At 53.6% G+C, this 12,674-nt stretch carries 13 protein-coding genes; 7 read left to right on the top strand and 6 right to left on the bottom strand.

From position 1 onward, the window contains the following. Positions 1-113 precede the first annotated feature (113 nt). The 4 genes from GCU45_RS09385 (at position 114) to GCU45_RS09370 (ending at position 3,548) form a co-directional block, all read left to right on the top strand. Entirely contained in the window at positions 114-461 is a 348-nt protein-coding gene (locus GCU45_RS09385) for a Na-translocating system protein MpsC family protein (protein WP_076173660.1), read from the top strand. Between the two features lie 7 nt (positions 462-468). Next, a complete protein-coding gene (gene fdhD, locus GCU45_RS09380) occupies positions 469-1,275 on the top strand; it encodes a formate dehydrogenase accessory sulfurtransferase FdhD (RefSeq protein WP_076173758.1) in 807 nt (268 codons plus the stop codon). A gap of 95 nt (positions 1,276-1,370) precedes the next feature. Continuing rightward, positions 1,371-2,384, top strand: coding sequence for a GTP 3',8-cyclase MoaA (gene moaA, locus GCU45_RS09375; RefSeq protein WP_152398738.1), 1,014 nt, complete (start codon positions 1,371-1,373; stop codon positions 2,382-2,384). A 348-nt stretch (positions 2,385-2,732) separates the two neighbouring features. After that, on the top strand, positions 2,733-3,548 hold the full coding sequence (locus GCU45_RS09370) for a formate/nitrite transporter family protein (protein ID WP_152398737.1): 816 nt from the start codon (positions 2,733-2,735) through the stop codon (positions 3,546-3,548). Here the strand turns inward: GCU45_RS09370 and GCU45_RS09365 are convergent. Continuing rightward, on the bottom strand, positions 3,533-4,435 hold the full coding sequence (locus tag GCU45_RS09365; RefSeq protein WP_152398736.1) for a LysR family transcriptional regulator: 903 nt from the start codon (positions 4,433-4,435) through the stop codon (positions 3,533-3,535). The genes GCU45_RS09370 and GCU45_RS09365 overlap by 16 nt on opposite strands. 224 nt (positions 4,436-4,659) lie before the next feature. Here GCU45_RS09365 and GCU45_RS09360 point away from each other — a divergent pair, with 224 nt between their 5' ends. Beyond that, positions 4,660-5,694, top strand: a complete 1,035-nt coding sequence (locus tag GCU45_RS09360; RefSeq protein WP_152398735.1) for a YeiH family protein — start codon at positions 4,660-4,662, stop codon at positions 5,692-5,694. A gap of 94 nt (positions 5,695-5,788) precedes the next feature. On the opposite strand, the gene GCU45_RS09355 is transcribed toward GCU45_RS09360, so the two are convergent. Together GCU45_RS09355 and GCU45_RS33755 are read right to left on the bottom strand one after the other, a co-directional pair. Beyond that, on the bottom strand, positions 5,789-6,223 hold the full coding sequence (locus tag GCU45_RS09355; protein ID WP_152398734.1) for a hypothetical protein: 435 nt from the start codon (positions 6,221-6,223) through the stop codon (positions 5,789-5,791). A gap of 72 nt (positions 6,224-6,295) precedes the next feature. Continuing rightward, positions 6,296-6,460 carry a hypothetical protein gene (locus GCU45_RS33755; RefSeq protein ID WP_167372908.1) on the bottom strand — a complete coding sequence of 55 codons (165 nt, stop codon included), beginning with the start codon at positions 6,458-6,460 and terminating at the stop codon, positions 6,296-6,298. A gap of 357 nt (positions 6,461-6,817) precedes the next feature. On the opposite strand from GCU45_RS33755, the gene GCU45_RS09350 reads away from it, so the two are divergent. Continuing rightward, entirely contained in the window at positions 6,818-8,722 is a 1,905-nt protein-coding gene (locus tag GCU45_RS09350) for a sensor histidine kinase (RefSeq protein ID WP_152398733.1), read from the top strand. Between the two features lie 84 nt (positions 8,723-8,806). Here GCU45_RS09350 and GCU45_RS09345 read toward each other — a convergent pair whose 3' ends face one another. Together GCU45_RS09345 and GCU45_RS09340 are read right to left on the bottom strand one after the other, a co-directional pair. Continuing rightward, positions 8,807-9,046, bottom strand: coding sequence for an NHLP leader peptide family RiPP precursor (locus GCU45_RS09345; protein WP_076173667.1), 240 nt, complete (start codon positions 9,044-9,046; stop codon positions 8,807-8,809). A gap of 74 nt (positions 9,047-9,120) precedes the next feature. Continuing rightward, on the bottom strand, positions 9,121-10,050 hold the full coding sequence (locus GCU45_RS09340; protein ID WP_152398732.1) for a hypothetical protein: 930 nt from the start codon (positions 10,048-10,050) through the stop codon (positions 9,121-9,123). A 241-nt stretch (positions 10,051-10,291) separates the two neighbouring features. Here GCU45_RS09340 and GCU45_RS09335 point away from each other — a divergent pair, with 241 nt between their 5' ends. Then, the gene (locus tag GCU45_RS09335) at positions 10,292-12,205 is read left to right on the top strand and encodes a sensor histidine kinase (protein ID WP_152398731.1); all 1,914 of its coding nucleotides are present in this window, start codon (positions 10,292-10,294) and stop codon (positions 12,203-12,205) included. Between the two features lie 63 nt (positions 12,206-12,268). Here GCU45_RS09335 and GCU45_RS09330 read toward each other — a convergent pair whose 3' ends face one another. After that, on the bottom strand, positions 12,269-12,523 hold the full coding sequence (locus GCU45_RS09330) for a hypothetical protein (protein ID WP_152398730.1): 255 nt from the start codon (positions 12,521-12,523) through the stop codon (positions 12,269-12,271). Positions 12,524-12,674: the final 151 nt, after the last annotated feature.

The raw sequence follows: 12,674 nt of genomic DNA, 5'->3' as shown, positions 1-12,674 counted from the left end.
TGTATTCTCGTCATGATTATACTACGCCCCGGCAGAAAAACAAGGTTGAATTATTCTGTACAATCCTACTAAGATTTAGTATAGTGTTAAACTTGTGATGAGGTGAGAATGGGATGAAGAAGGAAGTTGCGTTTAACGATATCATTCGCAAAGTGAGGAAAGATACGTTCGGAAAAGGTCCGGAACGCATTCATACCACGTTTGTCGAGAACATGGCGATCACCCGGATGCACGGCAATTTCACACCTACTGAAAAGTTTATCGCACAGTCCGAAGACGGCAAGAAGATGGTGCACAGCGCGAGAACACACATGATCAAGGAGCTGTACAAATCCCAGGTTCCGGAAGGGCTGGAGGAGCTGTGTGGATCGAAGCTGATCCATCTGTTTACGGATATCAAGGTGGAAGAAGACATGGCCGTTTCGGTCTTTATGTTCGAGAAAAATATAGAGCAGGGATGAAGCGATGATGGAGGCTGTGACGAGCAGGCCGGGCATGATCCGGTACGAACAGGGAAAGATGGAGGAGAAGACCGACTTGGTCGTGAACGAGCATCCGGTAACGATCAAAATCAACGGCGAGGAATTTGCGACCCTCGTCTGTACGCCCGAATACATTGAAGATATGGCTGTCGGTTATCTCGCATCGGAAGGTGTCATTTCAAGCATTGAGGAAATCAAGGACTTATGGGTTCAGGAAGAGGAGGGGTTCGTTCACGCGTCTGTAAGCAAGTGGAGTCCTCTCCATCGCCAGCTATACAGCAAAAGGTACGTCACGTCCTGCTGCGGCGCCAGCCGGCAGGGCTTTGTGTTTTTCAATGACGCGAAAACGGCCAAGGTGCTGGATCAGGCTCCGGTGGAGCTGTCCTTTGACGATTGCTTCCGGCTCGTGCGGGAGATGCAGGAGGGAGCCGAGACGTTTAACCGTACGGGCGGTGTGCATAACGCCGCTTTGTGCGACCGAAACGGGATTCTTCTGTCGAGAATGGATATCGGGCGGCATAACGCGCTGGATAAAATTTATGGTTACTGCCTGAAAAACGACATCGCGGTGGATGATAAAATTATCGTGTTCAGCGGCAGAATTTCCTCGGAAATATTGCTGAAGGTGGCGAAAATCGGCTGTGCCGTCATCCTGTCCAAATCGGCGCCAACGGAGCTTGCGCTGGAGCTGGCGGACAATTTGGGCATTACCGCCGTCGGCTTTATTCGCGGCCAATCCTGCAACGTGTATACCCACCCGCACCGCATTGTGGAGTGCAGGCCGCAATCCTGAGCGACCCCAGGCGCACCTGCTGCAGCAGCACGAATTGTTTCGGGCACCAGCCCACATCAAGGGAATTTGCAGCTTCAAATGAAGGAGGGATCATCATGGAAACCCATGATCAATACAACCGTATACTCAGAGATTTGAGGCTTTCCGTGACGGACCGCTGCAATTTCCGCTGCCGGTATTGCATGCCCGAGGAAATCTTCGGCAAGGATTACGCCTTTTTGTCCAGGGAACATATTCTCAGCGTCGAGGAAACGGTGCGGATTACGCGGATTTTCACCCGCCTCGGGGCCCGCAAAATCCGCATCACCGGCGGCGAACCGCTGTTGCGCAAGGAGCTTCCGGATATTATTCGAGAGGTGTCCCGGATCCCTGGCGTGGAGGACGTTGCCTTGACGACGAACGGCAGCCTGCTCGCCCGGCACGCCCGGTCGCTGCGTGAGGCGGGCTTGATGCGCGTCGCCGTCAGCCTGGATGCGCTCGATGACGACACTTTTTTGGCGATGAACGGCGGAAAGGCCAAGGTGGCGCAGGTGCTGGAGGGCATTGACGCCGCCGCCGAAGCAGGTCTGGCCGTGAAGGTTAACATGGTGGTGCAGAAGGGCGTCAACGAGCATGCCCTGCTGCCTATGGTCCGCTATTTCCGCGAGCGGGGCCATATTTTGCGCATGATCGAATATATGGATGTCGGCAATACGAACGGTTGGAACTGGGATCAGGTCGTCAGCAAGCGTGAGATGCTGGAGCGGATTCACGCCGAATTTCCGCTGGCGCCTGCCGATCCCAACTATGAGGGAGAGGTGGCTTCCCGCTTCCGGTTTCTTGACGGCCAAGGCGAAATTGGCGTCATTTCATCCGTCAGCGACGCCTTCTGCTCCACCTGTACGCGGGGCCGATTATCGGCGGACGGCATGTTCTACACCTGCCTGTTCGCGACGAAGGGGCATGACCTGAGGGAATGGCTGCGTTCAGGAGCAACCGACGACGAGATCGTGGAGCATATCATAGCCATTTGGGAAGGACGGCATGACCGGTATTCGCTGGACCGCGGTAAAGCCGGCACGGGTACGGGCCGGGAAGCCAAGGTGGAAATGTCCCGGATCGGCGGATGACGGCTTGTTCCGGTCTGGCTTCCTAGAATGTACATCGATCAACGTTTTCTTTAAAATTGTTGACAAATTTATGAACAGGTGTTTATTATATGTATGAAATGTCATAGACAAATGGGGTGGATGTAGGGAATGCACCTGCCCTATTCGTTACGTGTCATGTGTGTTTGATCTCCCTATAGGAATCGGGTAGGGGAATTAACCGCTGTCAATCAACGTTCGGCTTCAGGGCCGGGGTTTGATTTGTGGCGGTTTTTTTGTTGTTGGAATGAACAAGGGAAAGTGGATCTTTTTGCGAATCACAGGCTTTTATCGAAGAAAGTTACGAAGAAAAATGGAAGGAATGGTACGATGTCGTCTTTTTATTCACCGCAGCAAATTCGTGATATTGCCATTGAAACAGGGGAGAAGAAAGCCAAACTGCCGCTGCCCGCGGTCCTCATTCTCGGCTTCCTGGCGGGTGCGTTTATTGCGCTTGGTTTTCTGCTGGATATCCGTGTCATTGGAACGGCTCCGAAGGAATGGGGCTCGGTCGCCGGATTTCTGGGTGCAGCCGTCTTCCCGGTAGGGCTGATCCTGACCGTCCTGGCCGGAGGGGAACTATTGACGGGGAACATGATGACGCTTCCAATGGCGTGGTTTTCCCGTAAAATCGGCTTTGGCGCCGTCCTCAAAAACTGGATTCTCGTCACGGTCGCCAACTTTATCGGGGCGGTGTTCGCCGCCTATTTCTTCGGGCATGTCGCCGGGCTGACGGAAGGGGCGTTTCTGGCCAAAACGGTAGCTGTGGCCGAAGCAAAGGTGCATGATTCGTTCCTGCAGGCTTTTGTCTCGGCCATCGGCTGCAATTGGCTCGTCTGCCTGGCGGTCTGGCTCGGTTACGGCGCGAAGGATGTTACCGGAAAAATCGTCGGGATCTGGTTTCCGGTCATGGCGTTTGTCGCCATCGGCTTTCAGCACGTGGTCGCGAACATGTTCGTCATTCCGGCTGCGATCTTTGCCGGACAGATGAGCTGGAGCCAGTACTTCCCGAACTTCGCGGCGGTGTTCCTGGGCAACCTGATCGGCGGAGCGGTCTTTGTGGCCCTTGCGTATTTCGCCGCTTACCGCCAGCCCGCCGGCTCCATGCTGCCTCTGGCCGAGAAGGCGAATCATAAATCGGCGTAATGCCGCTTGGCGTACTGCTCCAAAATATGAACGAATTTGAGCAGCGCCATGCCGGCTGGCTGATCTTTGCCTTGAACCATCAGCAGGTCCCGGCCGAGCTTCATTCCTTTCAGCTTGACCTCGCACAGCTCGCCGCTGCCAAGCTCCTTGCGGACGACCCAGCGGGACAGGACAGCGATGCCAAGGCCCGCGGCGGCCGCTTCCTTGACACCCTGGCTGCTGCTGAAGACGAAGCTCCGTTTGACCGCAAGTCCGCCCTCCTCAATCAGCCGGTCGCTGTAGGCCCGCGTGCCCGAACCGCTTTCGCGCAAGACCCACACCTGGTCCTGCAGCATGCCGGGATCAATCGATTTGTAGGCGGCGAGGGGATGGTCGGGCGACATCACCAGCACCATTTCGTCCTCCATGAACGTGGTCAGCTGCACATCCCTGGCGGTCGTGCTGCCTTCAACCAGACCGATATGAAACCGCCCTTCGCGGATATCGTGCACGATGTTGTCGGTGTTGCTGATATGAACCTGCACATCGACGTCGGGGTACTGGTGCGCATATTCGGCGAGAACGGCCGGAAGGATGTATTCGCCGATCGTAAAGCTTGCACCGATGCTCAGGGAGCCGGTCACGACATCCCGCAGCAGATGGATCTCCTGCTGGGCCTCCTCGTACAGCGCTAGCATCTGCCTGGCCTTCCGGAACAAGATTTCGCCTGCCTCGGTCAGTCTGACCTGCTTCGGGGACCGGAGCATCAGCTTCGTGCCCAGCTCATCCTCCAAGTTCCGGATGTGCAGGCTTACCCCCGGCTGGGACAGATGGAGCAGCTTGGCGGCGCGGGAGAAATTGCGCTCTTCGGCGACGGTGACGAAGACCTTTAGTGTGTCTGTGATCATGGCGTGGACTCCTGTTTATCATTTCTTCAGCGGCAAGCGAGGCTAAGGCTAAGGCGGTGCTGAAGATTACACTCAGTGTAACGTGGGGGAGGGCCGCAATCAATCATAAGTTATCCTGATGATCGGGATAGCAAATCGGTATTTCCCTTCCGGAGCAGGACATTCTATAGTGAGCGTATCGATAGCCGCTTGAATGACCAGGCTACGGACGGGAGGAATGAATCATGATTGCATCTCAGGGATCGGCCCTGCCGCGCAAAAAGCGCAATTTGAACGCTTATATGCTGGGGCTCTGCCTCACGTTTGTATTATCACTGCTGGCCAAGGGGCTGGCGCTGCTGCCTTTTCTCGGCATCATGGGGCAGCTGGTGCTGGCCATCCTGCTTGGCATGGTTTACCGCGCATTCGCCGGCGTGCCGGAGTACGCGATGCCCGGCATCGCCTTTTCCAATAAAAAGCTGCTCAGGCTGGGCATTATTTTGCTCGGCATGCGGCTGAACCTGGCGGACATCGTTCATGCCGGGCCAAAGGTTCTGCTGCTGGCCGTGGTCAATATCAGCGTGACGCTGCTCGCGGTATACGGCATCGCCCGGCTGATGAAGGTCGATCCGGTCATGTCGCTGCTGGCCGCCTGCGGTTCGGCCATTTGCGGGGCGGCGGCTGTGGCCGCCATCGCGCCGCAGGTTCGGGCGAACGAGCAGGAGACGGCGGTCAGCGCCGCGGTAGTTGCCCTGCTCGGCACCTTGTTTACGCTGCTGTACGTCGGCCTGTATCCGCTGCTCGGCCTGTCGCCGGCCGGATACGGCTTGTTTGCGGGCGGCACGCTCCATGAAGTCGCCCATGCCATCGCGGCAGCAGCGCCAGGGGGCAAGGAGGCCGAAGATATGGCCGTCATCGTCAAGCTGACACGGGTGGCGCTGCTCGTGCCCGTCGCCGTTCTCGTCGGCCTCTGGAGCAGCCGCAAGGGCGGGCGCACCGCACCGGGGGAAAGAACCCGTATTCCCATCCCATGGTTTGTGCTTGGCTTTCTTGTGATGAGCGGCATCCATACGCTGGGCATTCTGCCGGAATCGGCTGCCTCGCAGATCGTCACGGCAGCTTATATGCTGATGGCCATGGCCATGGCCGGTCTTGGCCTGAACGTCGACTTTGCCGTGTTCGGGCGCAAAGGGGGCCGGCCGTTCGCCGCAGCGCTGCTTGGCTCCTGCCTGCTTGCCGGCGTCGGATATGTGCTGGTCAAGGCGTTGGGATTAGCATAAACGCCGGAACGTACCGGCCAACACCTAAAGAAGGACTCCGGCCGGGAACGGCGGAGTCCTCCTCTTTTTTTACAATCTTAAATGAACGTATCGGCTACAGTTCTTCGGAATCATCACCGTCATATCCATTGATCAGGTCCGTTCCGTGCATATCCTCCACCATGGCGATCGCGGAAGGATCGACCGGACTGTTCGCCGAAATGTCGTCCGCATCCGGAACGTCCGGCAGCTCTTCGTCCTCCGTCAGTTCGTTCACGGCCGAGGATTCACCGGCGTACGCGCCAGACGTCCCGGCAGAGGCTGGAGCCGAGTCCCGGCCCCCAAGCTCGGGACTCATGTCGGACCGGACATAGAATTCCACGTCCTCCGCTTCCGGCTCACGGCTGATGCTTTGCTTGGTGTATGTTCCCGTATCCTTGAAGTCATCCCGGGGCAGCTCAAACTCGGGCGGAAGCTCGCGCTGCTGGTCGTACCGTTCATAGGTCAAATCGGCATCGCTTTTAATATTCTTATTATACTCATCAGCCATGTCATCCATCTCCTTTGGCGTATTTTCTTTCCTTACCGTTACCCGAATTGAGCCCGTATATCCGCTCCCGGATTAAAACTTAGGAAATACGTATCTGATCAAGAAGTAGAGGAAACCGAAAAAAATGATAATGTACGCGGCATATTTGATAAAAGTGGCTGCTACAAGACTGGAATCGGACTTCTGCTGAACTTCCTTATGCTCAACCTCAACGTTGTTCCGGCGGAATTCACTCATGGGTAATCCTCCTTTCAGCGCAGATCGGGAAGTCTCTGTCGTTTGCTACTTTAATAAACGTACACGTTGAAGGTGAAACATCGTTACCATACTTAGGAAAAAGTGGTATGATTAAATAAGTCCCGGCCTGTGTAACCCCGAAGGCAGTTGCGCTCAGGTTGAAGTCAATCCGGGGATTCTTATGTTTTCAAATGCATAAATATAATAATGTCGCCAGTATACTCGATGTTATATGTATATTTATGCAAATGATATATTTTTTGACGACGACCGAAAGAACAGGAAGGAGTGGACGATGATGATAGCGAATCTACATAACAGTTTAAAATTTACAAATATTAACTTTTGAGGTGTTTTATGAAGGGTTTCTCCAAATCCGTAATCACTAAGCTCGCTCTGATCGCTTGCCTGACGCTGCTGTTTGTGACGGTACCGGTATTTGCTGGGGCGATGCAGACGGGTGGAGAGCGTTGGATTACCGAGTGGGAGGTCAAATGGGCGGACAGCCCGGATCTTGCGGCAGTTCCGCGATCCGTAACGGCAAGCGAAGGCTGGAGCCCGAATCAATCCGGCATGGCTTTGCCGAAGAGGCCCGGAACATCATCGACATTATGGATCAGAACGAAGCTCCCTGCCTTGAACTGGGACATCCCCTCCATGCTTATCCCTAAGATATACGGACAGAACATTGCGATTTTTATCGGCACGACCCCCATCTACGAATCAAACCGCGACTATATTTACGATAACAACAAAGTGTTAACTCCCCTTCAGAGAAATGATTCCGATAAAATACTGTACATAGGCGTTCAATCCGCCAAGGACCGCATCGGACTGCGCCACGGCATTGAACTGGGCAACTATCCGGAATTGCTGGACAACTACGTCAAGAGAGACCTGATCGATATCATACTGGGCTGCGCGTTTGTCTTTATTGCGCTCGTCATGCTCATTTGCTCGGTTTTTTTGAAAAAGGAGCAGAACGCCTCCTGGATTTCACTGAGTCTGGTGATCGCCTCCGCCGGAGTGCTGGTCATCACGTATTCCCCGTTTCTGTATACCTTTTACAAGGATTACGGCAAGCTCTACACCCGCCTATGGGATGTCGCGCTGTTCGTGCTGCTTCCGTCACTAACCTATTTTATCGAACGGATCTTCGGCAGCGGGTACCGGTCGGTGATCAAGAAGCTGTTGTATTTTCAAATCGGATATTCGGCATTCTGCCTGCTCTTCATGCTGGCAAACATCGTGCTGAACGACAAACTGTTCGGTATCCATTATTTTCTGTCGGTCCGTGTTCTGGGAATCGTTATGATCGTACAAGCCGTGCTGCTCGTCAGCAATTCGATCATCCATGCCGTGAAAGGGAACCGGAGCGCCGAGATTCTCACCGTCGGTTTTGCGTTGTTCGGCTTGACGGTCATTGGCGAAATGGTCTGGTTCTATTTGAAGGATGGCAATTATGACCTGTTTCTGTGGAAGTGGGGGGCGGCTGTATTTATCATTTCCCTGATGCTGATCCTCGGCCGGAACTATACCATCAATCACGAACAGATTGTAAAATATTCAAGGGAGCTGGAAATGTTCAACAACGAGCTGCAGCGCTCCGAGAAAATGGCCATCATCAGCGAATTGGCGGCATCCGTCGCCCATGAGGTCCGGAACCCGCTTCAGGTGACGCGCGGTTTCCTGCAAGTGCTGACCAAGAAGTACAGAAACCAGGATAAAATCTATATGACGATGGCCCTGGAGGAGCTGGACCGGGCCGCAGGCATCATCACCGACTTCCTGACCTTTGCCAAGCCGCAGTTTGAACGGATTTCCGTCCTGAACGTCAAAGAGGAACTGGGGCATGTGGAGGGCGTCATCGTACCGCTTGCGAACCTTCAGGGCGCCCAGATCGACATGCATATTCCGGACCATCTGCAGGTGAAAGGGAACTCTTCGAAATTTAAGCAGGCTTTTATCAATATGGTGAAGAACAGCATCGAGGCGCTTAACGGAGACGGTCAGATTAACGTATGGGCTTACGAGATGGACGAGCGGGTTGTAATCCATATTCAGGACAATGGGGAAGGGATGAGCAAGGAGGAGCTTGCCCGGCTGGGGGAGCCGTATTTCTCCAACAAGACGAAAGGGACCGGGCTTGGTCTTATGGTTACGTTCCGGATCGTGGAAGCCATGGGGGGAAGTCTTGAATTCAAAAGCGAAAAAGGGGTGGGAACCGAAGCGGTCGTCTCCTTTCCATCAGCGGCTGTATAAGCCGCTTGACGGTAAGGTGGCGAACTTCGCGTTTCCAACCCTTTCAAGATTTATGTATATTCAAGATGAGGTGTGTAATCTCAATTACCAGGAGTATTTCGGCGCCGCGGCCGCTCTGACCGTTTCTGTTGGACTTGGGGGAAGCACGAGATAAAACTCGTTGGATGATTCCTCCACTGTCTTTACTTTGATGTGTTCAGGTAAAATAATACCGAGCACTTCTTTGATTGCGGCCTTAGGGTCGGCCAGGAGTCTTTCCTTGAAACTTGGGTCTTCCCAGGCTTTTTGAATAACTTGGTTGTGAAGGATAGCTTCTGCTGTCATTAGAATCACCCTTTCAACAAAATGGTTAATATTACCTTTATAAGTATACCATGGAATAAATTATAAATCTATCATTATTTGATATGATTTAACATCCATAAACTTAATCCGCCTTTTTGCAAGGCGTTTCTCTCTTCTTCGATCCGGTTCGCGTCGTCCTGAATCGACATCAGAATATGCTGGTGAAAAGAAAGCAGCTGGGGAATGTTTAATGGGGTCTGCTTGATGTGCTCATGGTTGGCTTCCGCTACGGCTGTGTATGAACGCAGAATGCCGTGAACGGCAATATAATGCTCGACACGATCAGCAGTGAGCGGTTCGCCTTGGGCAAACTGCGACCGGATCAGCGAGAGCAGGCTGTTATAGCTGCCTTCCTCAAGATCTTCCCGCCAGTCGGCCCAATCGTCCGCCATTTGCAGCGTAGCCAGTACGTGTTCGAGCAAGTCGGTCACGGCCGGAATTTGTTCCTCCCCGCCCGACAGGAGCAGCGCTCCGGTGCTCGACAGCTTCAGCGGCGCAGCCTTGCGCGCGATGAACAGCGGATTCACTCGGAAATAGTCGGCCGTGTGCTCATTGGTAACGGCTTCCGCCCATTCATGCAGGTACTGCCTGAAATAGGACCAGAACCGGGACGCTGAGGGGAAGTAGCCGCGGTAGATGTCGAGAAACTGCAGGTACAGCAAATTTCCCAGCGGCAGCTGCTCCTTGTCCTGGGGCGAGGAGGAATCCATGCAATCGTCCTGAATGAAAAAATAGAGCATGGCGCAAACGTTGCCGATCGACAGCTTCCGGGCGTCTTCGGCCGAAAGTCCTGCCGTTTCCATCAGCCAGAAGGGCAGCAGATAGCAGATATAGTTTTTGGCGCTGTTTTCTTCGAGCGGGTTAAAATGGCTTAAATAGGAAAGGCCTTTCGTGTTCAACGGAGAGGGGAACGCGGCAATGATGCACTCGGTTTCGCGGAATACATACGACAAATCGGCTTCATAACGCTCTAACCATTCCATAAAATCACCTTTTTTAGATAGGATTGTTGTTCCAAGCGGCGGTATCCGATGCTGAAGACATCATTGAGCCGTTGACTGGTTATGAGTGGGAGGTTGTGTGTATGTTGTTATATGAAGTTTAGTTGAGGTTTTGATTAGTTTAGCATATATTTCCAATTTATGAAATCCGTAATTGAAAGAACCGGATGCGAGGCTGCAGACTGCTGGTTCCGGTACACTAACATTCGGTAGAGGTGCACATATGAAAGCTTCGAGAAAATACGGCATCATCGCGGCGGCGATATGTATAGTCATCCAGCTTGTGCTTGCCGCCTCCTGTTACGGCAGTTCCGAACCGGCTCTAAAGCCGCTGACGGACTGGCGGTTCACATGGGAGGACGGAGGTACAGGCAGCCGCAGCACGGACGGCATCGGGCCGGCTTCCGGGTGGGAGCCGTACCGGATGAAGCAGCCGCTGCAGCTAAGCACCGGGGAAGAGAAGGCGGGATGGTTCGGAACGAAGCTGCCGGCGCTCATCTGGAATACGCCTGCCATTTTGCTCAAACCGGTTTATGGAATCAAAATCGACATCTACGTCGGTCAAGAGAAACGATACGAAATCGATCGGGATTACCAGTATGATGTTCATCATATCCTGCTTCCGCTGAGCCGTGAAGACGCCGGTCAAACGCTGCTCATGAAAATTCAGGGGGGAACCGGCCGGATCGGCATGGACGGTCCCGTGTGGGCCGGCGATTACCAGACGCTGCTGACCAAGCTGATCAAGGCTAATCTGGGTGATATCGTTTTGGGAAGCTCGTTTATATTCATTGCGCTGATTATGCTGATTTCGGCTTTATTCCTGAACCGGAGCGAGCGGAACAGCTGGCTGTCACTGACGGTAGTCATTTTGTCGATCGGGCTCATGATCCTGACTTATTCTCCTTTTGTGTACAGTCTGTTCAGAAGCTATGGAGAATGGTTTCAGGTCGTTTTTGACCTTGGTCTGCTGTCGCTCTTACCGGCGATAACCTATTATTTTGAAAGAACCATTGGTCCCGGCTACATGCTGATCATTCGGATGTGCCGTAAATTCCTGGTAGGGTACTCGCTCTTTTGCCTCGGGTTTTTGGTCATCAACCTGCTTAGCGGCAGCCGTTTCTCCGATATTTATTATTTCTTTTCCGTCAAGGTGCTCGGCTGCATTATGATCGTTCTGCTGATGATTTTGGCGGCCAGCGCGATATCCTACGCCGCCAAAGGAAACAGGGACGCGGCTGTGTTTGCTTCGGGATTTGCCTTGTTTGCCATCCCGGCGCTGGGTGAACTTGTCTGGTTCTATGTACGCCAGGGGGACTACGTGCTGTTCTGGTGGAAATGGGGAGTCCTTGGCTTCGTTATCAGCCTCATCATGATCCTTGGCCGGAAGTTCGCCCATAATCATCGGCAGATTGTCGTGTATTCCCGGGAGCTTGAAATGTTTAACAGCGAGCTGCAACGGTCGGAGAAAATGGAAGTCATCAGCGAGCTGGCCGCCTCGGTTGCACACGAGGTGAGAAACCCGCTTCAAGTCACCCGCGGCTTTCTGCAGCTGCTGCAGGAGAAGTCGAGGGACCGGGAGAAGGAGTATCTCCGGCTGGCGCTTGAGGAATTGGACCGGGCATCGGGGATTATTACGGATTTTCTTACGTTTGCCAAGCCGGAGGCGGAGAAGGTCGCTCTGCTCAATGTGGGGCACGAATTCCGGCATATCGAGGGCATCTTGATCCCCCTGGCCAACCTTCAAGGCGGCCGAATGACGACGGATATTCCCCAAGACTTGTACGTCCACGGCAATTCGTCCAAGTTCAAACAGGCCTTTATCAATATGATCAAGAACAGCATTGAAGCGCTGCGGGAGGAAGGCCACATTCAAATCCGAGCTTACCGGGAAAACAGCCAGGTTGTCATTCGCGTCGCCGACAATGGAGAGGGGATGGAGCCGTCAGAGGTGGCGAGGCTCGGCGAGCCATATTACTCCAACAAATCGAAAGGAACCGGGCTCGGGCTGATGGTCACGTTCCGCATCATTGAGGTGATGCAGGGAAAGATCGAGATTGAGAGCAAGAAAGGCGCCGGTACGGTGATGACCGTCCGTTTCCCGGCCGCCGCATCCGGCGAACAGGGGACGGAATGATCCCGTGACCCGCATACACTAGAACAAAAAAAATGGCGCCTGCATCGGCGTCATTTTTTTCGTTTAAAAGAGCATTTCTGGGGCGTTTCCTCCTTGAATGTCCCTCCAGGCCAGATATAAGCTGATCGCTGCGGCAATAAGAAACAGAAAAGCGGAAATAAAGGCAAGCTGCTTTCCGGTGCTCATCGCACCGATATTTCCGCCTGCTCCCATTCCCGGGGTTGCGGAGGGGACCAAACCGCTGATTCGAACGGGCTTCGCCGGTTTTGATCTTGATTTAATCCGCTTCCTTGGCTTTGCCGATTTCACTGGTTTCACGTTAAGACACTCCTTTGCGTGAGAATCCTTCTTTAAAAAACGATGACAGGGTGCTTTAACGAACTCACAGTAAGTTATGTTACTGCAGTTCGGGTCGTTCCGAGGCCAAAGAGAAAATAGACTGGGGAAAGAAACAGATGTATGTTTGATC

Source organism: Paenibacillus cellulositrophicus, from assembly GCF_009363095.1.
GTDB lineage: Bacteria > Bacillota > Bacilli > Paenibacillales > Paenibacillaceae > Paenibacillus_AQ > Paenibacillus_AQ favisporus.
The sequence above is the reverse complement of the archived record's forward strand: the minus strand, read 5'-3'. Positions and strand labels throughout refer to the sequence as shown.